22 protein-coding genes and 1 tRNA gene are annotated in these 25446 nt (G+C 71.1%); 10 read left to right on the top strand and 13 right to left on the bottom strand.

Annotated elements, in window-relative coordinates; genetic code table 11:
- A complete protein-coding gene (locus R4P08_RS03165) occupies nucleotides 1–1110 on the top strand; it encodes a ferrochelatase (protein ID WP_317812317.1) in 1110 nt (369 codons plus the stop codon).
- 605 nt (nucleotides 1111–1715) lie between these two features.
- Nucleotides 1716–2306 (top strand): class I SAM-dependent methyltransferase, encoded by a 591-nt coding sequence (locus R4P08_RS03160; protein WP_317812316.1) that lies wholly within the window; start codon nucleotides 1716–1718, stop codon nucleotides 2304–2306.
- Between the two features lie 180 nt (nucleotides 2307–2486).
- On the opposite strand, the gene R4P08_RS03155 is transcribed toward R4P08_RS03160, so the two are convergent.
- On the bottom strand, nucleotides 2487–3311 hold the full coding sequence (locus R4P08_RS03155; protein ID WP_317812315.1) for a hypothetical protein: 825 nt from the start codon (nucleotides 3309–3311) through the stop codon (nucleotides 2487–2489).
- A 77-nt stretch (nucleotides 3312–3388) separates the two neighbouring features.
- Here R4P08_RS03155 and R4P08_RS03150 point away from each other — a divergent pair, with 77 nt between their 5' ends.
- Nucleotides 3389–4201 (top strand): DUF3097 domain-containing protein, encoded by an 813-nt coding sequence (locus tag R4P08_RS03150; protein WP_317812700.1) that lies wholly within the window; start codon nucleotides 3389–3391, stop codon nucleotides 4199–4201.
- A 51-nt stretch (nucleotides 4202–4252) separates the two neighbouring features.
- Here the strand turns inward: R4P08_RS03150 and R4P08_RS03145 are convergent, their stop codons facing one another.
- On the bottom strand, nucleotides 4253–4990 hold the full coding sequence (locus tag R4P08_RS03145) for a TVP38/TMEM64 family protein (RefSeq protein WP_317812314.1): 738 nt from the start codon (nucleotides 4988–4990) through the stop codon (nucleotides 4253–4255).
- A gap of 153 nt (nucleotides 4991–5143) precedes the next feature.
- Between R4P08_RS03145 and R4P08_RS03140 the strand changes: the two genes are divergently transcribed.
- From R4P08_RS03140 to meaB, 3 genes are all read left to right on the top strand, one after another.
- Nucleotides 5144–6991 (top strand): methylmalonyl-CoA mutase family protein, encoded by a 1848-nt coding sequence (locus tag R4P08_RS03140; protein ID WP_317812699.1) that lies wholly within the window; start codon nucleotides 5144–5146, stop codon nucleotides 6989–6991.
- Nucleotide 6992: 1 nt separating this feature from the next.
- Nucleotides 6993–9281, top strand: a complete 2289-nt coding sequence (scpA, locus tag R4P08_RS03135; protein ID WP_317812313.1) for a methylmalonyl-CoA mutase — start codon at nucleotides 6993–6995, stop codon at nucleotides 9279–9281.
- A 164-nt stretch (nucleotides 9282–9445) separates the two neighbouring features.
- Nucleotides 9446–10417 (top strand): methylmalonyl Co-A mutase-associated GTPase MeaB, encoded by a 972-nt coding sequence (meaB, locus tag R4P08_RS03130; protein WP_317812698.1) that lies wholly within the window; start codon nucleotides 9446–9448, stop codon nucleotides 10415–10417.
- 50 nt (nucleotides 10418–10467) lie between these two features.
- Here meaB and R4P08_RS03125 read toward each other — a convergent pair whose 3' ends face one another.
- Nucleotides 10468–11712 (bottom strand): NAD(P)/FAD-dependent oxidoreductase, encoded by a 1245-nt coding sequence (locus tag R4P08_RS03125; RefSeq protein WP_317812312.1) that lies wholly within the window; start codon nucleotides 11710–11712, stop codon nucleotides 10468–10470.
- 102 nt (nucleotides 11713–11814) lie between these two features.
- Entirely contained in the window at nucleotides 11815–13272 is a 1458-nt protein-coding gene (locus tag R4P08_RS03120; RefSeq protein ID WP_317812311.1) for an acyltransferase, read from the bottom strand.
- 335 nt (nucleotides 13273–13607) lie between these two features.
- Here R4P08_RS03120 and R4P08_RS03115 point away from each other — a divergent pair, with 335 nt between their 5' ends.
- From R4P08_RS03115 to R4P08_RS03105, 3 genes are all read left to right on the top strand, one after another.
- On the top strand, nucleotides 13608–14672 hold the full coding sequence (locus tag R4P08_RS03115; RefSeq protein ID WP_317812310.1) for an NAD(P)/FAD-dependent oxidoreductase: 1065 nt from the start codon (nucleotides 13608–13610) through the stop codon (nucleotides 14670–14672).
- Nucleotides 14673–14987: 315 nt separating this feature from the next.
- Nucleotides 14988–15224, top strand: coding sequence for a hypothetical protein (locus tag R4P08_RS03110; RefSeq protein ID WP_317812309.1), 237 nt, complete (start codon nucleotides 14988–14990; stop codon nucleotides 15222–15224).
- On the top strand, nucleotides 15221–16222 hold the full coding sequence (locus R4P08_RS03105; protein ID WP_317812308.1) for an IS3 family transposase: 1002 nt from the start codon (nucleotides 15221–15223) through the stop codon (nucleotides 16220–16222). The genes R4P08_RS03110 and R4P08_RS03105 overlap by 4 nt, the downstream gene beginning before the upstream one ends.
- Nucleotides 16223–16421: 199 nt before the next feature.
- Here R4P08_RS03105 and R4P08_RS03100 read toward each other — a convergent pair whose 3' ends face one another.
- The 8 genes from R4P08_RS03100 to R4P08_RS03065 all read right to left on the bottom strand — a co-directional run bounded on the left by R4P08_RS03100 (nucleotide 16422) and on the right by R4P08_RS03065 (nucleotide 23335).
- Nucleotides 16422–17546 (bottom strand): nucleoside hydrolase, encoded by a 1125-nt coding sequence (locus R4P08_RS03100; RefSeq protein WP_317812307.1) that lies wholly within the window; start codon nucleotides 17544–17546, stop codon nucleotides 16422–16424.
- Nucleotides 17543–18052 carry a DUF664 domain-containing protein gene (locus tag R4P08_RS03095; protein ID WP_317812306.1) on the bottom strand — a complete coding sequence of 170 codons (510 nt, stop codon included), beginning with the start codon at nucleotides 18050–18052 and terminating at the stop codon, nucleotides 17543–17545. Before R4P08_RS03095 ends, R4P08_RS03100 begins: the two co-directional genes overlap by 4 nt.
- Nucleotides 18046–19494 (bottom strand): SDR family NAD(P)-dependent oxidoreductase, encoded by a 1449-nt coding sequence (locus R4P08_RS03090; RefSeq protein ID WP_317812305.1) that lies wholly within the window; start codon nucleotides 19492–19494, stop codon nucleotides 18046–18048. Before R4P08_RS03090 ends, R4P08_RS03095 begins: the two co-directional genes overlap by 7 nt.
- A 33-nt stretch (nucleotides 19495–19527) precedes the next feature.
- Entirely contained in the window at nucleotides 19528–20244 is a 717-nt protein-coding gene (locus tag R4P08_RS03085) for a hypothetical protein (RefSeq protein ID WP_317812304.1), read from the bottom strand.
- Nucleotides 20245–20260: 16 nt separating this feature from the next.
- Entirely contained in the window at nucleotides 20261–21856 is a 1596-nt protein-coding gene (locus tag R4P08_RS03080) for an ABC transporter permease (protein ID WP_317812303.1), read from the bottom strand.
- On the bottom strand, nucleotides 21853–22794 hold the full coding sequence (locus R4P08_RS03075) for an ABC transporter ATP-binding protein (protein WP_317812302.1): 942 nt from the start codon (nucleotides 22792–22794) through the stop codon (nucleotides 21853–21855). The genes R4P08_RS03080 and R4P08_RS03075 overlap by 4 nt, the downstream gene beginning before the upstream one ends.
- A gap of 5 nt (nucleotides 22795–22799) precedes the next feature.
- On the bottom strand, nucleotides 22800–23171 hold the full coding sequence (locus R4P08_RS03070; protein WP_317812301.1) for a TfoX/Sxy family protein: 372 nt from the start codon (nucleotides 23169–23171) through the stop codon (nucleotides 22800–22802).
- A gap of 78 nt (nucleotides 23172–23249) precedes the next feature.
- Nucleotides 23250–23335 (bottom strand) — tRNA-Leu (locus tag R4P08_RS03065).
- A gap of 191 nt (nucleotides 23336–23526) precedes the next feature.
- On the opposite strand from R4P08_RS03065, the gene R4P08_RS03060 reads away from it, so the two are divergent.
- Nucleotides 23527–24069 (top strand): YbhB/YbcL family Raf kinase inhibitor-like protein, encoded by a 543-nt coding sequence (locus R4P08_RS03060; protein WP_317812300.1) that lies wholly within the window; start codon nucleotides 23527–23529, stop codon nucleotides 24067–24069.
- A gap of 309 nt (nucleotides 24070–24378) precedes the next feature.
- Here R4P08_RS03060 and R4P08_RS03055 read toward each other — a convergent pair whose 3' ends face one another.
- Nucleotides 24379–25446, bottom strand: coding sequence for a quinone-dependent dihydroorotate dehydrogenase (locus tag R4P08_RS03055; RefSeq protein WP_317812299.1), 1068 nt, complete (start codon nucleotides 25444–25446; stop codon nucleotides 24379–24381).

Below are 25446 nucleotides of genomic sequence, written 5' to 3'. Positions count from 1 at the left end.
ATGACCGACACCGCGTCCCCGGTGGCGGGGCCCGTGGACGCCCTGCTCGTGCTGTCGTTCGGCGGCCCCGAGGGCCAGGACGACGTCATCCCGTTCCTGGAGAACGTCACGCGCGGGCGCGGCATCCCGCCCGAGCGGCTCGAGGAGGTGGCGTCCCACTACCGGCACCTGGGTGGGCGCAGCCCGATCAACGACCTCAACCGGGAGATCATCGCGCACGTCGAGGCCGAGCTCTCCCGCCGGGGCCGGGACCTGCCGGTGTACTTCGGCAACCGCAACTGGGATCCCTTCCTCGAGGACACGCTCGCGCGGATGCGCGATGACGGCGTGCGTAGCGCCGCGGTGTTCGCCACCTCGGCGTGGGGCGGATACTCCGGCTGCGCCCAGTATCACGAGGACATCGAGCGGGCGCGCCGAGCGGTCGACAACGCGCCGACGCTCACCCGGCTCCGCCAGTTCCACGATCACCCACTGTTCGTCCAACGCTTTGCCGCCGACCTGTCACTCGCCCTCACCGAGGCCCGCCAGCAGGCCCGCGACGCCGACTCCGACGGCGCCGGGGTCGGCACCGGCGGCGAGCCGCGGCTGGTGTTCACAGCCCACTCCGTGCCGAGTACCGCGGACGCCACGGCGGGGCCCAAGCACCTCGGCGGTCACCTCTACAGCCGTCAGGTCAAGGACGCCGCACGCCTTGTCGCCGCCGCGGTCGGGGTGGACGAGTACGACGTGGTGTGGCAGTCGCGGTCGGGGCCACCGAGCGTGCCGTGGCTAGAGCCCGACGTCGTGGACCACGTCCGCGGCCTCGCCACGCGCCAGGGGATCCGCGACGTGGTGGTGTGCCCGATCGGCTTCATCTCCGACCACGTGGAGGTGATCTGGGACCTCGACACCGAACTCGTCGACGACACCGAGGAGCTCGGCGTGCGCATCACCCGCTGCGCCACCCCCGGACCGTCGCCCGAGTTCACCGAGATGGTCCTGCAGTTGCTCAACGAGGTCGAGACGGGGGAGATGGCCGATCGTCTCGGCGACGTCCCGTCGTTCGGGTGCACCCGGAACGGCGCGCGTTGTGCGCTGGACTGCTGCCCGGCGCCGTCGCGGCGGACATAGTCGCGGGCACTCGTCACAGCTACGCACTTCCCACAAGCCGTCCCGCCCGGCCCTGGAGACGTGCGAGGCCACGGGGGAGGAGACCCGCACCGTGAAGCGGCGCCGCTCGTGGTGACCGAGTTCGAACTGGAACGCGCGTCGAAGCGGTAGTCGTCGCGGCGGCTGGAATTTGGCCGCTAATGTCCTGGTGAGGGCGGTACATAACGGCCAACGGCGTCGCCGGCGGTTCGCACGGGATCATGGTGAACTCCAAAGCGTCAGTAGCGATCCGGTGCTAGCGTTGCCAGATGAATTCAGAGGGGATCCGCGTGGGTGGGTCCCGTGTTGCGCGTCGTCTGGGCCGACTTCGCCGTTCTGTGGATCGAATGGGCCGGCGGCAGTCTCCTTCTCGTCTCATCGGAGATGCGAGGAGTTACTGGGTGGGGGATTCTGCCGCAAGGGCATCTGAGGGCGCGGTGCCTACAAGCGGGCTGCGGAGCGTCTCCGGCACGCAACGACGGATCGAATGGGAAGCAAACTCGCACTGGCGAGGCGGCATAGGTGACGAGGCGTGGTTTGAGGTCGGTGCCGAGCACCTCGCTATGCTCCGAAGGTTCTCGAGGGCGTTGGACAATCCGCCTGATTTCGGTGTGGTCATCGACTGGGGTTGCGGCGGTGGCGCAAACGCCGCCGCAATCGCTCCCACCGCAAAGAGGTTCATCGCTGCAGATGTATCGCGTGAGAGCCTCGATGAATGTGTGCGCCAGGTCGGTACAGTCTGCAGCACGCCGATTGAACCCTTGCACATCGACATCGAGCACCCAGAACGCGCGATCACCGGGCTGGAAGATAGCTGCGATATCTTTCTGTGCCTCTATGTCCTCGAACTGACCACAGGGCCCGAGGAGGCGCTCCGGATCCTGCGAATCGCAGAAAGGCTACTGGTTCCCGGCGGGATGGCGTTCGTCCAGATCAAGTACCACACGGCGGGATTTCGTCCCCCGATGTACAAACGCAACTATCGGCGCAACCTCGCCAACATGACGACTTTCGGAATTGATGAATTCTGGTTGCGTTCCGCCGAATGTGGGCTGACGCCGCAACTGATTCTGCTGGTGCCCGAGAATCAACTGGACTCAAAATACGCCTATTACGCACTGACCAAACCAACGGTCGGTGCAACGCTCGACTCTCTTGCTGCGGAGAACACCCAGTAAATTGTGGTCGCCTTCAGAGTCGGGTCAGCGGGCCGGCAATCTTGAGAAGCGGTCGAGGTCGGGACAGGTCACAGACCGACTCCGATGGCCTTCCTGTCGGTGTTCCTCTGCGGGCCTCCTCCGGATTACGCTCCGCACCCGCGGGGGATTACGCACCGCACCCGCGGGCCCGCTCAAGTCTCAGGCCGACCTGAGCGCGGCGTCCCCGGCCGCCGCCACTGCTGACCGACGCGCGGCGTCCAGGGCCGAGATCAGCCGGCGGAGGACGGGCTCGCGGGCGGCGGGGTCCGCGCCCACCCCGGGGAGGGCCAAAGCAACGGAGACGATCGCCTCCACGCGGTCCACGCGGTCGATCAGCTCGAGCACCCGGGAGGGGAGCCCGGCGGGCAGCCGGGTCACGTGGGCGTGGACGTCGACGGAGCCGGGGCTCACCGCGGTCGCCGACCGCTCGATGAGGTCAGCCGCCTCCACGATCGCCCGCCCCAACTCGGCCTGAGCGGCGGCGGCGCCCGCGGGCTGAGGGGCCATGGGGCACTCGGCCACGCCGCGGGCCCGCCAGCGCAGCACGCCGGCGTCCGTCCGGCGGATGGTCACGCACACCGCCTGACCGGTCGCCGGATCCCGGATCAGTACCCCGCACCCGGCCGCCGCGACGTCCGCGCGGACCGCCGGGACCGGCGGCAGGCTCGACGAGTCGCCCGGGGCGGCGGTGAGCAACGACAGGACCTCGGGGGTGCGGGCGTCCACCCCGTCTGCACCGCTGCCGACCCGTCGCAACCCGGCGACCAGTCCGGGCATGAGCGCCGCCGGGCCGCCCGCCGGCGACGCGTCGTCGAGCATCGCCACCCGGTCGCCGACGATCTCCATCAGGTGGGCGTCGGCGAGCCCGGAGACGTACTCGGTCAACGAATCGTACGGCTGGTCCGCCCAGGCGGTGCGGAGCAGGAAGAGCGGCAGCGCCCACGCTGGGTGCAGAGCGGTGCCCTGGATCGCCGGTGTGGTCATGATGTCCGAGGGTACCGACCGGTGCGCCGCCCACGCCCGCGCCGCCACACCCGATACGGTGTCTGGCCATGGCAGACATGTACGGCTCCGACATCCTCTCCGGGACGGCGCGGCGCCGCCGACCGGAGATCCCCGTCGTCGTGGCCGAGAGCGACCTGGTGGTGGAGCACCCGGACTCCGGCTTCTGCGGCGCCGTGGTGGGTTTCAGCCGCACCCCCGACGGCGACTTCGTCAAACTCGAGGACCGGCGCGGCCTGGTCCGGCTCTTCGCCATGACCCCCTCGGCCTTCCTCATCGACGGCTCCCCGGTCACGCTGCGCAGGCCCGGGCCGGTCATGAAGTCCGGTCCGACGGTCACCGCGTCCGGGTCCCGGAAGGTCGAGGGCCTGCGTGCCCGGACCGCGCGGGCGGGGCGGATCTGGGTGGAGGGCATCCACGACGCAGCCATCGTCGAGAAGATCTGGGGCCACGACCTGCGGGTCGAGGGGATCGTCGTGGAGCCGCTCCACGGGATCGACGACCTGCCCGCGTTGGTGGCGGAGTTCGGGCCGACACCGCAGGCGCGCCTGGGCGTGCTGGTCGACCACCTGGTCACCGGCAGCAAGGAGTCCCGCATCGTCGCCGGGCTCGGCGGCGACGTGCTGGTGACCGGCCACCCCTATGTGGACATCTGGCAGGCGGTCAAGCCCCAGGCCGTGGGTATCCACAAGTGGCCGGTGGTCCCGCGGGGCGAGGACTGGAAGACCGGCATCTGCGACCGGCTCGGGTGGGGTGAACCGGCCGACGGCTTCCGTCGGGTCCTGGGCTCGGTGAGCACCTACCGCGACATCGAGCCGGCCCTGCTCGGGGCGGTCGAGCGGCTGGTGGACTTCGTCACCGAGACCGGCTGATCACAGGGGAACGACGGGGGAGGACGGAGTGACACCCGCGGCACGGCCCGGTCAGGAGTCCGGGCCGACCTCGTCGTCGTCCGGCTTGTCGTCGTCTCGCACCTCACGCACTTCACGGTCGCCCCGGTCGCCCCGGTCGCCTTGGTTGTCCTCGAGCGCCGGCTCCCGGACCGGGAGCCGGGCGTCCAGCACCATCCCCACCAGCCCGACCGCCGCGAACCCGACGGTCGCCCACAGCGCCGAGGCCCCGTCGCCCTCGGTGAGCGAGTGGCCCAGCAGGATCGCCGCGATGGTCCCCGGCGTGCTGCCGACCACCGTCGCGGGCAGGAACTGCCGGAACGGGATCGAGGTGAGCGCGGCCGCGTAGTTGACGACGGAGAACGGGACGGCGGGGACCAGTCTCAGGCTGCCGACGGAGAGCCAGCCGCGCCTGCGCAGGCGGACGTCGACGGCCGCGATGCGGGGGTCCGCGCGCAGTCCCGCCGTGCGCTCGTGGCCCAGACGACGGACCCCGCCGAACGCCAGGGACGCCGAGATCGCGGAGGCCAGCAGGGAGCAGGGGATCGCCACCGCCGGGGTGAAGAGGACGGCGGCCGAGTAGGTGAAGGTCGAGCGGGGGATCGGGGCGACGGTGACGATCGCGTAGGCGGCGAAGAACGCCACCGGGAACCACGGTCCCAACTGGTCCGCCCAACTCCGGAGCTGTTCCAGACCGGGCGTCGGGACGACGGTGGCGAGCAGGACCACGGCGATGACCGCCACCGCCCACCAGACCACCCGTCCGCGCATCGGAGAGACTCTAGTCGTCGTACGGGCGGCGGGCGGGCGGCGGCGCCGTCCCCCCGCCGTGACCCCGCACACTTGGTCATGTTCCGACGGCCGCGAGGGCTGCACTAGAGTCCAGGGGTGACCCCCTTCACTCCACACGAGAACGAGGTACCGGTGTCCAGTCCGACCACAGGTCCCGACCTTCACTCCTGGTACGCCTCTGTGGGAGCCGTCCTCGCGAAGGCCGCCCGCAAGGATCCCGCCGACATGCCGGAGGACGCCTGGCGCGCCCTCGTGGCCACGACCCGGGACGGTATCGAGGTCAACCCTCTGTACACGCGGGCCGACGAGACCCCCGAGCGCCCGGCGCCGGGCGCGTTCCCGTTCGTCCGAGGCGGGGACCGGTCGGGACTGCCCGAGAACGGCTGGCACGTGAGCGCGCGGGTCGAGGCCGACGGTGACCCGACCGAGGTCAACACCGCGATCCTCGATCTGCTGAACCAGGGCGCGACCGCGCTGTGGCTGCGGGTGCCGGCCGCCGACCTGCCCGCCGTCCTCAAGGACGTCTACCTGGACCTCGCCCCGGTGACCCTGGACGCCGGAAGCGACCTCGTCGAGGTCGCCGAGGCGTTCCTCGACCTGCTGGACCAGCGCAAGGCCGCCGGCGACGGGGTGACCGACCGGGCCGCGGTGATCGCCGACCTCGGCGCCACCCCAGTCACCTCCGCCTACGGCGCCCCCTCGGCGTCCGAGTCCATCTCGTTGGACGCCGCGGTCAGCCTCGCCACCCGGGTGTCCGAGCGGGAGGAGACCGTCCGGACCTTCGTGGCCGACGGCACCGTCTTCCACGCCGACGGCGCCGGCGACGCGCAGGAGCTCGCCTACGCCGTGTCCGCGGGCCTCGACTACGTGCGCGCACTGATGTCCGAGGGACTGTCCGCCGACGCCGCGCTGCGCCAGGTCTCGTTCCGCCTGGCCGCCGCCGACGACCAGTTCGCGGCGATCGCCAAGTTCCGCGCCGGCCGCCTGATGTGGGCGCGCGTCGCCGAGCTGCTCGGCGCCCCCGAGGCCGGCGGCGCCCCCCAGCACGCCGTCACCTCACCGGCCATGATGTCGCGCCGCGACCCGTGGGTGAACATGCTGCGCACCACGCTCGCCACCTTCGGGGCCGGCATCGGCGGCGCCACCTCGGTCACCGTCCTGCCGTTCGACGCCTCGCTGCCCGGCGGCCTGGAGAGCACCTCGCGCACCTTTGCCGAGCGCATCGCCCGCAACACCCAGCTGCTCCTGCTCGAGGAGTCGCACCTGGGCCACGTGGTCGACCCCGCCGGCGGCTCCTGGTATGTCGAATCGCTCACGGACTCTCTCGCCGAGGCCGCCTGGTCTGCGCTGCAGACCGTGGAGGCCGAGGGCGGGCTCGCCGCCGCGATCGCCTCCGGGACCGTGGCCGACGCCATCGCCCGGGTCCGCGACGCCCGCGACACCGACATCGCCCACCGCACCGCGCCGATCACCGGCGTCTCCGAGTTCCCCAACCTCGGCGAGCCTCCGCTCGACGCCTCGCGTCGGGGTGGTGACGACTACCGCTACGGCCGGGCGTTCGAGGACCTGCGCGACCGCTCCGACGCACACCTGGAGGCCACCGGCTCCCGGCCCACCGTGCTGCTCGCCGTCCTCGGCCCGATGGCCGAGACCACGGGCCGCGTGACCTTTGTGGCCAACCTCCTGGCCGCGGGCGGCATCGAGGCCCGCAACCCGGGCGTCACGTCGGCCGACCAGTTCGCCGACGCCCGCAACGGCGAGGACATCGCCGTCGTCTGCGGCGCCGACAAGCGCTATGCCACGGAGGGGCCCGCCGCGGTCCGCGCGCTGCGGGACGCGGGCGTGTCGACCGTCTACCTCGCCGGAGCCTCCAAGGGCTTCCCGGCGGATACCCCGGACCGACCAGACGGGTTCTTCTCGGTCGGCATCGACGCCGTCGCGGCCCTGACCACCCTCCTCGACCAGCTGGGAGTGAAGTGAGATGACGACCTTCCCCGATTTCAGCACCGCCACCCTCCGCGACACGGCCGAAGAGGCCGCCCGGGCCGCCGCGGCGACCGTCGACGACGGGATCGCGCCCGGAGCCCACTGGGAGACGCCCGAGGGTATCGACGTCAAGCGGGTATTCACCAAGGCCGACCGTGACGCCATCGAGGCGGGTACCGCCGCGACCGACGACGGCGCGGAGATCACCCCGTTCCCGCTCGACACGGTCCCCGGGGCGGCCCCGTTCCTCCGCGGGCCGTACCCGTCGATGTACGTCAACCAGCCGTGGACCATCCGGCAGTACGCCGGCTTCTCCACCGCCGCCGAGTCCAACGCCTTCTACCGGCGCAACCTCGCGGGGGGTCAGAAGGGCCTGTCGGTCGCCTTCGACCTGGCCACGCACCGCGGTTACGACTCCGACCACCCGCGGGTGGCCGGGGACGTGGGCATGGCCGGCGTCGCGATCGACTCGATCCTCGACATGCGCGAGCTGTTCGACGGCATCGACCTGTCCGCGGTCTCGGTGTCCATGACCATGAACGGCGCCGTCCTGCCGATCCTGGCCCTCTACGTGGTCGCGGCCGAGGAGCAGGGGGTGACGCCGGAGCAGCTCGCGGGGACCATCCAGAACGACATCCTCAAGGAGTTCATGGTCCGCAACACCTACATCTATCCGCCCAAGCCGTCCATGCGGATCATCTCGGACATCTTCGCCTACACCTCGCAGAAGATGCCCCGGTTCAACTCCATCTCCATCTCCGGCTACCACATCCAGGAGGCCGGAGCGACGGCCGATCTGGAGCTGGCGTACACGCTCGCCGACGGCGTCGAGTACCTGCGCGCCGGACTGGACGCCGGGCTGGACATCGACAAGTTCGCACCGCGCCTGTCCTTCTTCTGGGCCATCGGCATGAACTTCTCCATGGAGATCGCCAAGCTCCGGGCCGGCCGCCTGCTCTGGAGCGAGCTGGTGGAGAAGTTCGGGGCCAAGAACGAGAAGTCCAAGTCGCTGCGGACGCACTCGCAGACCTCCGGCTGGTCGCTGACCGCGCAGGACGTGTTCAACAACGTCGCGCGCACCTGCATCGAGGCGATGGCCTCCACGCAGGGCCACACGCAGTCGCTGCACACCAACGCCCTCGACGAGGCGCTGGCGCTGCCCACGGATTTCTCGGCCCGCATCGCCCGCAACACCCAGCTCCTGCTCCAGCAGGAGTCGGCCACAACCCGGCCGATCGACCCGTGGGCGGGTTCGTACTACATCGAGTGGCTCACCGCCCAGCTCGCCGACAAGGCCCGCCTCCACCTCCTGGAGATCGAGGAGGCCGGCGGCATGGCGCAGGCGATCGGGGAGGGCATCCCCAAGCTGCGCATCGAGGAGGCCGCGGCCCGCACCCAGGCACGCATCGACTCCGGCCGCCAGCCCGTGATCGGCATCAACAAGTACGTGGTGACCGAGGACCAGGAGATCGAGGTCCTCAAGGTCGAGAACTCCCGCGTCCGGACCGAGCAGCTGGCCAAGCTGGCCAAGCTCCGGGCCGAGCGCGACGAGGAGGCCTGCCAGGCCGCCCTGGCCCGGCTCACCGAGTCGGCCGCCGGCGGCGCGAGCCACGACCTCGAGAGCAACCTCATGGCGCTGGCGATCGACGCCGCCCGCGCCCACGCGACCATCGGCGAGATCTCGGACGCGCTCGAGAAGGTCTACGGTCGGCACAAGGCCGAGATCCGCACCCTGTCCGGTGTGTACCGGCAGGAGGTCTCCAAGGAGGGCGCCGTGGACAACGTCACCAAGGCGATGAAGCTGGCCGAGGAGTTCGCCGAGCAGGACGGTCGACGCCCCCGCATCCTGCTGGCCAAGATGGGCCAGGACGGGCACGACCGCGGCCAGAAGGTCGTGGGCACCGCCTTCGCCGACCTCGGCTTCGACGTGGACATGGGTCCGCTGTTCCAGACCCCGGAGGAGGTCGCCCAGCAGGCGGCCGACGCCGACGTGCACGTGGTGGGCGTGTCCTCGCTGGCCGCCGGCCACCTCACCCTGGTCCCGGCGCTGCGCGAGGCCCTCGCCGCCGTCGGCCGCGGCGACATCATGGTCACCGTCGGCGGCGTCATCCCGCCCGGGGACTTCCAGGACCTCTACGACGCCGGTGCGGCCGCCATCTACCCGCCCGGCACCGTGATCTCGGACGCCGCCATCGGGCTGCTCGAGATCCTCGCCGGGGAGCTGGGCTACGAGCTGGCGTCGGCTCCCTCCGGTGAGGGGGCAGCGGCGGGGGCGGAGTCCTGACCCGCCTCGGCTCCGGGCCCGATCCCGCGGGGTCGGGCAACCTCTCGGGCAGCCTGTCGACCACGCTCGGCACTGTTGTCGGCACGAGTGCGGGCACCGGTTCGGGGCCGGGCGCGGTCCGGGGTCCGGTTCCCTCGGCCACCGGGCCCCGGCCGCGGCGCGTCATCGACGTCGACGCCCTCCTCCAGGGAGTGTTGGCTGACGCGCGCCCTGTTCTGGCGCGCGCGATCACGCTGCTCGAGTCCGCCAACCCCGCCCACCGGGAGAAGGCTCAGGAGCTCCTCCAGCGGGCACTCCCACACGCCGGCGGGGCGCTGCGGATCGGCATCACCGGCGTCCCGGGCGTCGGCAAGTCGACCTTCATCGAGTCGTTCGGCTTGTTCCTGGTGGAGCAGGGTCACAAGGTCGCGGTCCTCGCCGTCGACCCCTCCTCCACCCGGACCGGTGGCTCGATCCTCGGCGACAAGACCCGCATGGCCACCCTCTCGACGGAGCCCCGGGCCTACATCCGGCCCTCACCCACGTCGGGCACGCTCGGCGGGGTCGCCAAGGCCACCCGCGAGACGATGGTCCTGCTGGAGGCCGCGGGGTTCGACGTCATCCTGGTGGAGACCGTGGGCGTGGGGCAGTCCGAGGTGACCGTCGCCGGGATGGTCGACTGCTTCACCTTCCTCGCCCTGGCCCGCACCGGGGACCAGCTCCAGGGCATCAAGAAAGGCGTCTTGGAGCTGGCCGACGTCGTGGCCGTCAACAAGGCCGACGGCCCGCACGTCAAGGACGCCAAGCGGGCGGCCCGCGAGCTCGGTGCGGCGCTGCGCCTGGTGCGACCGGCGGATGCGCGATGGAAGGTGCCGGTCCTGACGATGTCGGGGCTCGAGGGCGAGGGTCTGGAGGACTTCTGGGCTGCCGTCCGCTCCCATCAGGACACCATGGGGGAGATCGGCGAGGTGGAGGCCCGCCGGGCTCGTCAGCAGGTCGAGTGGACCCGGTCGATGGTGCACGAGACGCTCATGGCGCGCCTCGCGGCCCACCCCGAGGTGCGGCGGGTCGCTCCGGACGTCGAGAAGCGCGTCCGCGAGGGCACTCTCACGGCGGCCCTCGCGGCCCAGGCGATCATCGACGCGTTCGACTCGTAGCGACTGAATGGGCGCGCTCGCCGGCACCCCCTGGAAGAACTCGAGGGGATTCACCGAAGCGGGTCGACACCGCGCAGGGCGTCGGGACGGTGACCGGTGGCGATCTGCTCGGCGAGCAGACGACCGGTCACCGGGCCGAGCGTGATGCCCCACATACCGTGGCCGCCTGCGATGAACACGCGTGGGTCTGCCGATGCCCCGACCAGGGGAAGGCCGTCGGCGGTGCACGGTCGTGCGCCGACCCACTCGTCGTGTCGGTCCTGCAGGTCTGCACCGCTCAGGAGCTGGCCGGCCTGGTTCACCAGGGCGGCGATCCGGCGAGGGTCGAGTGGGGCCTTCACATCGCGGAACTCCATCATTCCCGCGATCCGGAGCCTGTCGCCGACGGGCGTGCAGGCGACACGCTGCGTGGGGAAGTACACCGGGCCGCGGGGCAGCTGGTCGATCGCCACGGTGAAGGAGTAGCCGCGGCCGGCCTGGATGGTGCGCTTGACGCCGAAGCGTCGGGCGTCCCGGTCCAGCCACGCCCCGGTCGCGAGCACTACGGCATCGAATCGCTCGCCACCGACGATCACGCGGTCTGCCCCGGTGCGCACCGCACGCCGACCGGCCCCCTCGACGATCGTCCCGCCACGGGCCCGCACGGAATGTGCCAGCGCCGCGAGGTACTCCGGCGGGTTGATGAACCGCTCGTGGTGAATCCGGATCGCGGTGCCGACCTCGCCGGACAAGGCCGGTTCGGCGGCCCGGGCCGAGTCTCCATCGACGACCTCGTAGGCGACGTGCTGTCCGCTCTTCTCGATGTGGTCGAACTCGGTGAGAAGCCCCTGGCTGTCCTGGACCGTGCGGAAGGCCGCGGTGAACGGCTCGGCTGCGCGGGTGCGCGACTGCACACCGTCGTGCTCGAGTTCCGCGAAGGAGTCCAGTGCCTGGTTGTTCAACGGGATCAACGCCGTCATCGAGCGCTCCCAGTGCTCCTGCGTACAGTGCCGGGCGAACGACGCCAAGAACATCAGTAGGCGCGGCTTGGCCGTCAACGGGACGTACACCGGCGATGACGGGCTGAGCATCGCGCGCACGCTGTACTTGAACACCGAGGGCTCGGCGAGGGGGACAGCGATGCTGGGGGTGAGCCATCCGGAATTGCCCCAGCTCGACCCGGCCGCGACCGCGGCCGATTCGACCACCGTCACGTCGATTCCGTACTCCTGCAGGTACCAGGCGGTCGACAGCCCGACCATGCCGCCCCCGAGGACCGCGACGCGACGTGGACGGGAGTGGGTAGATGTGCTCATGTCGCAATCGTCCGCCCAACGGCTCACTGACGACATAGAGCAGGTGCACAATCTCGAACCGGGGGACTGTGGCCTCAGCACGCCCGTGAGGCGGACGCCGCGTCAGCGACGCTCGAGCGCCTTGCGTGCGGGCTCCTCCAGCCAGCGGTGGCTCGCCGCGCCGACCACCAGGGAGCCGGCGACGGTGACCGGCCAGATGACCCCCATGCGCCGATCCCAGAGGCGGGTGCGGGTGAGCGGGAAGGCGGCGAGCAGGACGAGCTGGTGCCACAGGAAGATCCCGTAGGACCACGTGCCGACCTTCTGCAGGGGCATCGATTCCAGGATCGGGAACCGTGTGCCCTCCGGGGCCAGGACGACGGGGGCCAGGACGAGGAACGCCATCGTGCCGGCCAGCCCGGTCCGGGCCGCGAACTCGATCGGACCCGGGTGGACAAATCCCTCGGTGAACCAACCGGGCACCGTGGTGGCGACCAGTGCCGCGCCGCCGGCGATCCACCAGCCCCACCGCGAGACCCGATCGCGGCACATCCGGACGAGCGTGCCGGGCGGCGCGGTGGCGACCTCGGCCAGCAGCATGCCCGCGGCGAACCACGCGGTGAACGCCGGCGGCAGGATCTGCAGGTTCACGTCCGCCGGCAGCAGACCCAGTACATGCCACGGGAACATGGGGAACAGCAGCCCGGACGCACCGAAGGCGACGATCGCGGGGATACGCCACCGGGCCGTGTCGCCGCGCAGGTCCTTCATCGCGGTCCATAGCAGCGGGAACGCGAGGTAGTAGGCCATCTCCACCGCGAGGGACCACGCGTGAGTCAGCCCCGCGACGAGGAAGTTCGACGTGTAGATCTGCGTGAGGGTCAGGTTGGCGATCCACGACCCCGGGCCGTTCACATGATTCTGCTTGAGCAGCAGCATCGCCGCGGCGACCAACACCGCGTACGCCGGCATGATCCGCACCACCCGCGAGCGTAGGTATTCCCGGGTCGGCCGGGCGGTCCCGGGCTTGTCCTTGCGGGCGTGGTCGGCGTGGGTGCGCCACAGCAGGAACCCGGACTTGGCAAAGAAGACGGCCACGGCCAGGTCGAGCCGCCCGAACAGACGCTTGACGGGCGAGCCCGAGGAGGCACGGGTGACAAAGGCGACGTGGGTGGTCAGCACCCCCACGGCCGCGAGACCACGGATCCCCTCGAGCGCGGGAACGAATCCCCGGGCGCCGGCCGGCCTGCGCAAGCTTTGACCGGTCGTCGGCTGCGTGCCCGACGGAGACACCGGCCCACCTGGCGCCACCCCGGGCCACGCCCCCGCGGACGTCCCTGCGGACGACGTCGCGGATGCCGCCCCCGAAGGCGCCGAGGCGGGGGAGGACGCGAACACAGCCGCGTCCGCACGCTGCCGGACCCGGCGACGCACGGACTCCCGGACGGTGGTCACGGCGGTCCTGACGGTGACCGCCAACGGCTCGGCCTGACCGTCGGTGACCGCTGCGCGTCGCGCGGAGATACCGGCGACGACGGCCCCACCCGCGACGACGATCAGGGCGGCAGCGACAGACCTCATGGACTCTCCCGGGGCGGTGAAGTGGACCGACAGCGTTGTGCGGGGGCCGCTATCGGACCGGTCCGAACATCCGGTGGAGCCTAGCACCGGTTCTAATCCCGTCCCTCGGGCAGCCCGGGTGCCTGCCCCGACCACCGATCGCCGGACACAGCGGGGGGACGCGAGCTCCGCCGCCTCCGCCCGAGTGGGGCTGTAGAGGCGGGGCGGTGGACGTGGGGCGGTGGTCGTGGGGCGGTGGTCGTGGGGCGGTGGTCGTGGGGCGGTGGACGTGGGTCAGCTCGGACGGCATCGTGTTCTCCCCAGGGTGAGATCACCCGTTTCCAGATCGGAGACCCATGTTCGACGCCCGCACCGACCGCCCGTCCGACGCCTCGAACTACCCCCCTCCGGAGGCTGTCGACGTCCTGGTCATCGGCGGCGGTCCGGCAGGGCTCTCCGCCGCCACCTGGGTCGGCCGGTACCGACGCTCCACTCTGCTCGTCGACGCCGGCTGCCAACGCAATCTCGCGGCCCAGGAGATCCACGGCACGCTCGGCACCGGCCCCACCACGCCGGCCGAGTTCTACGCCGACGTCAACGAGGGCCTCCGTCAGTACCCGACCGTTCGCCGGCTCGACGGTGTCGTCACCGATCTGGTCAAGGAAGCCGACGACCGGTTCATCGCCCGCATCGCCCCGCTTCCCACCGCGGACGACGGCGATCACGATCACGACCACGACCACGACGACGTGGTCGTCACCGCAAAACGGGTCATCATGGCCACCGGTGTGCGCGACCGGTTGCCCAGAATCCACGGGATCGACGAGCACTACGGAATCGACGTCCACCACTGTCCGGCCTGCGACGGGCTCACGGCCGCGGACCAGCGGATCATCGTGCTCGGCGTCGGCCCTCACGTTCCGGCGTACGCCTCCGAGCTCCTGGACTGGGCCACGGAGGTGGTGATCATCACCGAGAGCGACTCCGACCCGGCGTTCGACGACGATCAGCGCGCGGCCTGCGCCGAGCACAGCATCGAGGTGATCGACGGCGTCGCCAAAGATCTGGTCGGCGAACCCGGCGCGCTGGAGGGTGTGCGGCTGGCCGACGGGAGGGTGATCGCGGGAGCGAAGGTGTTCTTCTCCTACGCGCACCACCCGACCAACGAACTCGCCGAAGCGCTGGGCTGTGAGCTCGATGACGAGGGCGGGCTCGTGGTCAACTCGCTGCAACTGACCAGCGTCGACGGTGTGTACGCCGCCGGCGACATCGTGACCGGCCTGCAGCTCGTGCCGATCGCCGTGGGCACCGGCGCCGCGGCCGGCGTGGCGTGCGCGACCTCGTTGCGCGGGCACGCCACCGCCGAGTGCGTTCCCGACCCGGCGCCGCCGACGCGGACCTTCACGCGTCCGGGGAATTAGAGGAGCTACCGGAACGAGGGGGACCACCGCGAAACCGCAGCCCGGTCGGGTCAGGCAGGCCAGTCGGGTGAGCCCGGCCTCCGCCATGCAGCCGCGCGCCGACATGGCCCGATAGGGACGACGGCAACGGGAGGGCGGTCGTTCTCGGTCGCGTTCAGGATTGAATTCTTGCGGGCCTGGGACGAGTGTGTGGCCCATGGTGACAAGGCTCGGTTGCTGCGGGAACACAGACTCGCTCAGGGGACGGTCAAGCGGTGGCTCCAGGCCAGGGCTCGGGGCGAGTTCGATGCGTCGTTGCAGACTGCGGAGGTCAAAATGGGCAGGCGACAACAGCACAATGAGGACCGGTCAGAGGTGATCCGGCTCCGCCGGCAGGTCGAGCAACTCGAGCAGAAGGTCAAGAACGCCGAGACGGCCCAGGAGATCATGGGAAAAGCCTTCGAGCTCTTGGACGGGATCACCAAGAGCTCGACGGGCCCGGATGCCCAGATCCCGCCGACCTTGATGAGCGCGGCCGAGTACCAGGCCTGGCTCGAGCGCAAAAAGTTGTGATCTGCGGGCTGATCCGTGACCTGGCCGAGCAGGCGAACATGACCCTCACACGGGCCTGCGCTCTGACCGGGATGCCCCGGTCGAGTTTCTACCGGATCGATCGCGGCTATCGGCACTATCAGCCCGTGACCGAGCCGGTGCCGCATCGAGAGCGCCGGCAGCCGGCCGCGTTGACCGGCGCCGAAAGAGCCCAGGTCATCGACGCGCTGTGTGAACCGGAGATGGCAGACCGGTCGGTGGTGCAGGCGTACTGGTCATCCCTGGACGACGACAAGGTCGCCTGCTCGCAGCGCACCTTCTATCGCCTGGCAAAGGCGCACAAGCTGGTCGGGGACCGCCGCAGGGGCCGGCACCGCGGCACCTCCGCCTCGCGGGTCAGACCCTCCGCGGCCGCCGGTGCGCCCGGGGACCTATGGACATGGGACATCACCCTCCTGCCCGGGCCCCGGCGCAGCTTCTTCCGGCTGTACCTGGCAATCGATGTCTACTCCCGCTACCCGGTGGCCTGGCGCATCGAACCCGATGAAACCGCCACCAAGGCCACCGAGATGTTCCTGGACGCCTTCGCCCGGCACGGCGCCCCGACCCTGCTGCATGCCGACAACGGGGCCGCGATGCGCTCGAACGAGCTGGCCGCTGCACTGCAGGCGGTGGCGGTGCAACGCTCGTTCTCTCGGCCGCGGGTCTCCAACGACAACCCGTTCTCCGAGTCCCTGTTCAAGACCATCAAGTACGACCTGGACCACCCGGACAGGTTCGACTCGATCGACCACGCCCGGCAATGGACCAGCGACTTTCTGCACCGCTACGCCCGCGAACACCACCACAGCGCCCTGGGCTACTACACCCCCGAGCAGGCCTTCACCGGCACCGCCGACCAGGTCAGAACCGCCCGCCAGCAGACCCTGGACCGAGCAGCAGCACTGCACCCCATCAGATACTCGAGACCGCCGAAAGCACCACCACTACCCACCACAACTGGCATCAACCTGTCTTAAACCAGGTTGACAACTTCCGCGAAGCGCACGCCAGACGCCAAGTTCAGGAGCGGCGGCGGTCTGGGCGGTCAGCCGCACGAGCGAGACGCCAAGCGCAGGAGCGGACGTCCGTTAATCGGGCGGCCAAGGGCTGGTGACCGATTCGACGGGCCCTGACGCGGGACCCACCGCGCGCCGCAGCCCCGTCAGGTCAAGCAGATCAGCGGGACGGACCGGCGAGCGAGACGATCGACGCGCAGATCTCGTCGAGCACGGCATCCGCCCCGCCCGGCACCCGCAGGTCGGTCGCGATCCGGGCGTTGTCCGGCCGACCGCGGTGGCCCCGCGTGTCCGCGACCGTCATCCCGCGGGTGTGCACGCCCGCGCACTCGACCCGCAGGTGCGCCGGGGCCGCGATCACCTCGTGCGGGCGCAGGGCGAGCCACGCCACCAGCGGGTCGTGCACCTGCGCCAGGTAGCCCTCGCCCACCGACTCGTGGAACTCGAAGTAGAAGCGCAGCGCGTCCACCAGGCTGCGGGTCAGCGAGGTGTCGGACTGCGCGAGGAGGCGCTCGGAGCGCTCGGGGGTCCACACCGCGCGCTCGGTCAGATTCAGCCCACACCACAGCAAGGGCGCGACCGCGGGGTCGGCGGCCCGGGCCGCCTCCCACGCCAGGCAGACGCCGTCCGCCGCCTCGGGGTCCACGTCGACGTTCCACTCGCTGACCGGCGTGGTGTTGCCGGGGTGCCCACGGAACGTCCCACCCATCACCACCAGCCTGCGCAGCAGCGAGGGGAGCGCGGGGTCGAGGGCCAGGGCATGAGCCAGCGTGGACGAGGGACCGGTCACGATCCCCACCAGCTCACCGGGATGGGCTCGGGCGGTGTCCACCCAGAGCCGGGCTCCGTCGCGGGGGTCGACTGACCTCGTCGTCGTCCCGGTGGTCGTCTCGGTCGTCGTCTCGGTCGTCGTCCCGGTGATCGCCCCGGTGATCGCCCCGGCGGTCGTACCGGTCGTCGTCTGATTCGTCGCCGTCGATGACGTCCACGCCGTCGCCAGGTCCGCGTAGCCCGCGCCCCGGGGGCCGTGGGTCTCGGGCGTGTACACGTGCGGCACCGCGATCGCGCCGCCCGCCCCGGCGGACACCGGGAACTCCGGGGCGCCCGACAGGTCCAGCCACGCCAGCGCGTTGCGGACCGTGTCGTCGAGGCCCACGTTCCCGGCCGTGCACACCAGGCCCGCCAGGTCGATCGACCCGGCCAGGTGCTCGGCCACCAGGTAGGCGATCGCCAGGGCGTCGTCGATCCCCGGGTCGCAGTCGAGCAGCACCGGGGTCGGGGTCACCGCGACCGGCCCCGGGCGAGCAGGACGTCGCGGGTCAGCTCGAGGTGCCCGAGGTGGGTGGCGAACTCGTGCAGGATGTGCGCGAGAACCCAGTCCGCCGTGAAGGTCCCGGCCCGGCGCGCGCTGTCCACGTCGAACGCGGTGCCGGCGGGGTGCGCGAGGTCCCCGCGAGCGGCCGCGGTCTCCGCCCACGCGGGCAGCCGGGCGATCAGGGACTCGAGGCGGTCGACCTCGGGCTCCACCGGTCCGGAGTACGCGAACTCCGCGCCCCGGTCCCGCTCCACGGGCTCCCCGCCCAGGCAGGCCGCGCCCCACGAGCTCAGCACCCCGCACAGGTGGTGCACCAACGCGGCGGCGGTGTTGGTGGGCCACGCCGAATCGTGGGCCGTGGGGTGGGTGTGCACGAGGGAGTCCGGACCGTCGCCGCCGAGGTCGGCCACGGCTGCCCTGATCGCGGGCAGCACCTGGGACGTGAGGATCAGCTGGACGGCGTGCACGGTCACCACGGACTCGGCTGGAAGTCCTTGAGGAAGCACCCGTAGAGGTCGTCCCCGGCCTCGCCGCGGACGATCGGGTCCACCACCCGGGCGGCGCCGTCGACCAGATCCAGGGGCGCGTGGAAACCCTCCTCGTGCAGCCGGACCTTGGTGGTGTGCGGGCGCTCGTCGGTGATCCAGCCGGTGTCGACGGCGGTCATGAGGATCCCGTGCTCGGTGAACATCTCCTCGGCGGAGGTGCGGGTGAGCATGTTGAGGCCCGCCTTGGCCATGTTGGTGTGCGGGTGCCCGGCGCCCTTGTAGCGGCGCGAGAACTGCCCCTCCATGGCGGAGACGTTGACGATGTACTTGCGCCGCGCCTGGGATGCCGCGAGCGCGGGCCGCAGGCGGGAGACCAGGATGAACGGCGCGACCGAGTTGGCGAGCTGCACCTCGAGCATCTCCATGGGCTCCACCTGCTCGACCGTGGCCACCCAGCTGTTGTGGTCGACCACGTCCGGGAGCAGTCCGCCCGCGTCGACCGCGGTGCCGGCGGCCATCCGCTCCAGCGACGACGAGCCGGCCACGAGCGCCTGCTGGGCGATGTGCCCGGCCTCGCGCTCGGCCTCGTCCGCGCCGATCAGGGCCGACTCGCCGCCCATGAGCGCGGCCGGGTGCAGCTCGGAGGTGCGGCCCATGGTGATCATGGGGATGTCCGCGGCGCGGCCGGTGATCGGCGCCGACTCGCCCTCGACGAGCCCGGAGTACGAGCCGGGGGAGCGGCGCACGGTCTGGGCCGCGTTGTTGATGAGGATGTCCAGCGGCCCGCCGGCGGCGACCTCGTCGGCCAGCGCCACCACCTGGGCGGGGTCGCGCAGGTCCACACCGATCACGTGGATGCGGTCGGCCCAGTCGGAATGGTCTGGCATCGAGGCGAAGCGGCGCACGGCGTCCCGGGGGAAGCGGGTCGTGATGGTGACGTCGGCGCCGGCGCGCAGCAGCATCAGGGCGATGTACATGCCGATCTTCGCGCGGCCGCCGGTGAGCAGGGCACGCCGGCCGGTCAGGTCCATGTCCGGATCACGCCTGGCCCGGTTGAGCGCCGCGCAACTCGGACACAACTGGTGGTAGAAGGCGTCGACCTGGGTGAAGCGCTGCTTGCAGACATAACACGCCATCGCGCGCTGGAGGTGGCCCGCCACGGCGCCGGGGGTGTTGGACACCAACCGGACGCCGGCGGTCTCGTCGTCGATCCGCGTCGGCGAGCCGGTCGCGGTGGCCTCGATGACGGCCTTGTCCGCGTCCTGACGGGCGCGGCGGACGTCGTTCCGGCGAGTCTTCTTGAGGAGCTTGAACATGTGGCCCACGGACCGCTGGACCCGGATCGAGTCGGGATGGTCCTCGCCGAGCGCCGCCGCCTGGTCGAGGATGCGCTGGAGGGTCTCGAGGTCGTCCGGACTGATGCCTGTCACCAGGACACGGTACGACGACGAGGTGGTCGGGAGCTAAACCGCTCGCCCCCGCTGGGTGGGAGCGCGACCGGCCCTGAGCCCGGTGAGCGCCTCCGTCATGGCCTGCAGGTCCCGGCGGGACCGCGCGGGGGCCGGGGCGGGGGAGAACCCGTACCTCCGGGCATAGGCCTCGGACACCAGCTGGGCGTGGGCCTCCACCGGGAAGGCCTGCGGGCCGCGGTCGGGGGAGGCGCGGTCGGAGCAAGCGGGGTCAGGGCCTGCCGGGTCAGGCGAGACCCGGTCGAGCACCGCGCGCCAGTCGTAGGCGCGGCGCCCGTACCTCACCTGCTCGACCAGCGCGGTCACCACGTAGCGCGGACCGAGGAACCGGCCCTGCCAGACGTGGACCAGTTCATGCACCAGGGTCGGGGTGGCCCGGGGCCGATCGGTGCCCGCTGCCGCCGGGTTCATTGACGTAGTGCCCACCACGCCGGGGTCGGCGCCCAGGTAGATCAGACCGGGCAGCGCGAACGCCCGCCGATGCGGCACACCCGGGACATGGCCGCGGCGGATCATCACCGAGGTGGGGTCGATCGTGTGACCGAAGACGTCGCGGAGGTCGTCGCGGACTTCTGGAGGCAGATCCAGAGGTGGGGGAGCCAGGCCCAGGGCGTCCAGGCGCCGGTCGGCGGCGCGGGCGAACGCGGCGAGCGACCGTCCCAGGCCGTCGGCGACCAGGGTCATCCGCACGGCGAGCTCCGTGTTCTCCACCGCGGGCGGTCGGTGTTCACGGGACCGCCAGGTCACGTCGCCGGAAACCCACGAACCCCACCACCAGGAACAGAGCCGTGACCGAGGAGATCCACAGCAGTCCACCCCAGCCGGCTCCGCTCGCGGTGACGCTCGGCACGTGCCAGAACGGGCTGATCGCGAGGTACGGGTCGGGGAGCCTGAAGGTCGGCCCGAGCACGGTCAGGGCGAAGGACGCGAACACCCCGGCCCACGCGGCGAGGCTCACCTGAGGTCGCGCGCCCACCACGGCGACGGCGAGCGCGACGACCGTCCACACGGCGGGGATCGTGGCCGCGGCCTGGAGCACGGTGGGACCGAACGACACACCGATCCCGGCCCCGGCGGCGAGCGCGGCGATCAGCAGGCCGGCGAGGAGCACGAAGGCGGCCGGAGCGGCGAAGGCCAGCATCGCGTTCCCCGCGAGGTACCGGGCCCGATGGAGCGCGCCGGCCAGGACGGGGTCGAGGTGGCCGTCCATCTCCTCGGAGCGGAGCTTGAGCATGATCTGGACCCCGGAGACCGCGGCGATGATCCCGACGAGGCGCAGGATCGTCACGATGAACGCGGAGGTCAGGTCGTCCGGGGTGGCGGCCCCCGCGGCGAGGATGGCCCTGACCGCGGTGTCCTGGCGCAGGATGTCCTGGATCGAGGTCGCGAGATACCCGTACACCAGCCCGAGCGCGACGAACGCGCCGCTCCAGGTCAGGACGGCTCCTCGGTTGATCCGCAGGGCGAGCCCCCACGACGACCGGATCCGCCCGCGGTCCGGCCCGGTGCCCGGCGCGAGGGCGGCCTGCCCGAAGTCGCGACGGGACTGGAGGAGGAGAGCGGCGGCCAGGCACAGGGTCGTGAACGCCACCGCCCCCAGCAGCGGCCACCAGAGGTCGGCGGTCGCGGGTCGGGTCTCGGTCATCCATCCCAGCGGGTTGACCCAGACGGTCCACGCGGGGGCGTCCACCGTGTAGGCGACACCCCGGAGGAGGAAGAGGACGCCGAGCGTCCCGATCGCCAGGGAGGAGGCGGTGCGGGCATCCGAACCCAGTTGCGCCGTGATCGCGGCGACCCCGGCGAACATCCAGCCCGACGCGGTGAAGGTCGCGCCCAGGAGCAGCGAGGACTGCCAGTCCCCACCGCACAGGCCGGTGACGACGCCGGCGATGACGCCGGTGGCGAGCGAACCGATCACGGCCAGCCCGACCCCGGTGAGCAGTCGGCTCGCGCGACCGAGCACACCGGAGGCGAGGAGCTCGGCCTGCCCGGAGTCCTCCTGCCCGCGGGTGGCGCGGATCACGGTGAGGATCGCCCCGAGCGCGGTGAAGAACCCGGCGAGCGCGAGTGCGCGCCAGGCGTTGAAGCCGTCGACCGTGCTCAGGTCGAACGCGGGTCCGAAGATCACGCCGAGCGCCGGGTTGGCCCCCACCGCCACGGCGAGCGCGGTCCGCTCCAGCGGGTCGGGGAAGATCCACGGATAGACCAGTACCGACGAGGACGACAGTGCCGTGGCGATGACGATCCAGGGTACGAAGCGGATGCCGTCGTACCGCAGCGAGGCCCGCAAGAGCGGCCGGGTCCCCGTGAGCACCGCGGTCACGGGGACACCGCCGCGTCGTCCGGGCCGGACGCGGCGTCGCCGTCATAGAACTCCAGGAAGAGCGACTCGAGCGACGGGGGTTCAACGGTCAGCGCGGACAGGCCGTAGGGGGCCAGCGACGTCATCGCCTCGCCGATCCTGGCGGCCTCGGCGGTGGCCGAGAGCCGGTCGCCGTCCACCCGGACGCCGTGCAGGGTGTCGAGGGCGTGCAGCGTGTCGAGTTCGCGCGGTTCCGGGATCCGGCCGAGCGTGGCGCGGATCGACGAGCGCGCGTGGCCACGCAGCTCGGTCAGCGTGCCGGTCCGGACGATCCGCCCGCCACGGATGATCGAGATCCGGTCCGCCAGGGACTCTGCCTCGGCCAGGATGTGGCTCGAGAGCAGCACCGACGTGTCGCGGGCCTTGGCCTCGCCGATCACGTCCCGGAAGACCTTCGCCATGAGCGGGTCGAGCCCGCTCGTGGGCTCGTCGAGGATCAACAGCTCCACATCCGACGCCAGGGCCGCGACGAGGGCGACCTTCTGCCGGTTGCCCTTGGAGTACTGGCGACCCCGCTTGGTCGGATCCAGTTCGAAACGCTCGACCAGCTCCGCGCGCCGCCGCTCGTCGAGCCCGCCCCGTAGCGAACCGAGGAGGTCGATCGCCTCACCTCCGCTCATGCCCGGCCACAGGCTGACGTCGCCGGGGACATAGGCCAGCCGGCGATGCAGGTCCACGACGTCTCGCCAGGGGTCGCCACCGAGGACCGTCGTGGTGCCGCCGTCGGCTCGCAACAGCCCGAGCAGGACCCGGATGGTGGTGGACTTGCCCGCGCCGTTCGGTCCCAGGAACCCGTGCACGTGGCCTTTCTCGACCTGCAGGTCGACTCCGTTCAGTGCGGGGAACCTCCCGAAGGATTTTGTCAGTCCCCGCACGTCGATCACGTGGTCCGAGCTCATGGCCGCTACCCCTGTCGCCGGTCCGCGCGGCCGGTGACTGCCCGGTTGTACGCCAGCGCCGGCTCGAGCCAGGAGGCCAAGCCCTCGTCCGTCTGGACGGCGGAGGCGGCCACCGTGATCCAGCCCCGCCCCATGTCGCGCCCCGGGCCCATCTCGGCCCGGGCGGCGCCGGGGCGGCGGAGGAGCTCGTCGTCGTCGTCGGCCACCCGGAGCAGCATCCCGCCGTCCTTGTCCGCGCTCACGAGGATCTTCCCGGCGACCATGAAGCACCGGCCGCCGAACATCGAGAGCTCGCGGGTGACCGGCTCGTCGGCGAGGTGCTCGCGGAGACGGTCGATGAACTGCTGTTGGGCGGGGGGTGGGGGCGTGCGGGCCATCAGCAGACCTCCCCAGAAAAACAAGTGGGCCCCGGATCCAAACGGATCCGGGGCCACTTCTACTGTCTCGACACAGTGTGCGCGAGGGGGGACTTGAACCCCCACGTCCGTTAATAGGACACTAGCACCTCAAGCTAGCGCGTCTGCCATTCCGCCACTCGCGCGTGCACACTTTGCTGACCTGCACCGGCTCGTAAGAACCGGCTTGGTCGTGCGAGGAATGACACTAGCCGATGTCCGAACCGTGGGCCAAATCGGCCCCCTCCCGTGGCCCACCCAACCCGGTCATCGCTGGTAAACAGGGAAGGGACCGGCTGGGGGAGGCCCTCCAGACCGTCCGAACCAGGAGGACCAGATGACCGACTTCCGTGTGCCCAACCCTTACGCCGCTCTTCCGGAGCTGCCGGCGCTCGAGGTGACGAGCGAATCGTTCACCGAGGGAGCCATGCTCGGAGCCCCACAGCTCGGCGGGAAGATGGGTGTCGAGGGAGGGCTGGACAAGTCCCCTCAGGTGAGCTGGCCCGCCGGCCCGGAGGGCACGCAGTCCTATGTCGTGACCGTGTTCGATCCGGATGCACCGACGGCATCGGGATTCTGGCACTGGTCGGTCGCCAACATCCCCGCCCACGTCACCTCGCTACCCGAGGGCGCGTGCACCGGGGAGGACACATCGGGACTTCCCGAGGGCGCCGTGGTGGTGCGCAACGACGCCGGCTTCAAGGGCTTCGTGGGCGCGGCTCCGCCGCAGGGCCACGGGCCGCACCGCTACATCCTCGCCGTCCATGCGGTCGGCGGCCAGATCGACCTCCACGACGACGCCTCGTGCGCGTACGTCGGCTTCAACCTCTTCGAGAAGGGGCTGGCCCGCGGAACCACCACCGCGATCTACGAGCAGTGAACACAAAACCCTGAGCCCTGCGCACTGCGCGCGGAGCTCGGGTAGCGATCGTCCAGCAGCCAGCTTGCAACTGGCGGACTTTCTGGGTGCTCGCGGCCCGCGGGCAGAGGGACAGCGCGACCGCCCGCGGATGCGCTGCCTCTATGGCCTTCGCTGCCCGAATGCACAAAGAAACCATGCTTACGCTGGCGGTATGGACCATTCCGGACGCGCAGGCCTAAGAGGCAGCGCATCCAGCGGGACCCGCGCTGCGGGAATGCCCTCCGGCCGTCGCTGAGCTGCCCGCCGGACTATCCAGGGAGGCGGGGATCACCGCACCGCTGAACCGACCGCCTCCGCCAGGGAACTGAACCCGCCCTGGCGGAGGCGCCGCGCCACGAGCCGGTTGGATCCACGGAGGAGACCGGGGCCGGCGAAGATGAACCCGGTGTAGGTCTGGACCAGATGCGCGCCATGGGTGATGCGGTCCCACACGTCCTCGGGGGTCTCGATCCCGCCGACCGAGATGACGACGATCCGGCCGCCGGCGCGCTCGTGGATCCGGGCGAGCACCTCGCGGGAACGCACGGCCACGGGGGAGCCGGAGATGCCGCCCGCACCCAGCGACTCCACGACGGCTGACGGGGTCTGAAGCCCCTCCCTCGAGATCGTCGTATTGGTGGCGACGATGCCGGCCAGCCCCAGCTCCAGCACCAGGTCGGTGACCGCGTCGACATCCGCGTCATCCAGGTCGGGGGCGATCTTGACGAGCACCGGGATCGTGGCCACATCGCGGACCGCGCCGAGGATCGGGCGCAGCGACTCGACCGCCTGGAGGTCCCGGAGTCCGGGGGTGTTGGGAGAGCTCACGTTGACGACCATGTAATCGGCGAGGCCCGTCAGCATGGTCGCGGAGGCCACGTAGTCCCGCACCGCGTCCTCGGCGGGGACCATTCTGGTCTTGCCGATGTTGATCCCCACCGGGTCGCTGCTCCGCCGACGCCGGAGGTTGTTGGCGGCATTGCCCGCGCCGTGGTTGTTGAATCCCATCCGGTTGAGGATCGCCCGGTCCTCCACCAGCCGGAACAGTCGGGGAGCGGGGTTGCCGGGCTGAGGTGACGCGGTGACCGTGCCGACCTCACTGAACCCGAAGCCGATCGCCCCCCACGAGTCGACGGCCGCGGCGTTCTTGTCGAACCCGGCGGCCAGACCGAGCGGACCGGGGAAACTCCGACCGAGAACGTCCTGGGCGAGGATCGGATCCCGGACACCGAGGACCCGGCGCACCAGGATGCCCAACGGCGGCACCAGGGTCAGAAGTTTGAGAATTCCGAACGCCAAGTGGTGTATCCGCTCCGCGGGAAAGCGGAACAACACGCTCTTGATCAGCGAGTACAC

It is taken from the genome of Rhodococcus sp. IEGM 1408, from assembly GCF_033142235.1.
Taxonomy (GTDB): Bacteria; Actinomycetota; Actinomycetes; order Mycobacteriales; family Mycobacteriaceae; genus Dietzia.
Note: the sequence above shows the minus strand (reverse complement) of the source record. Positions and strands in the feature narration are given on the sequence as shown.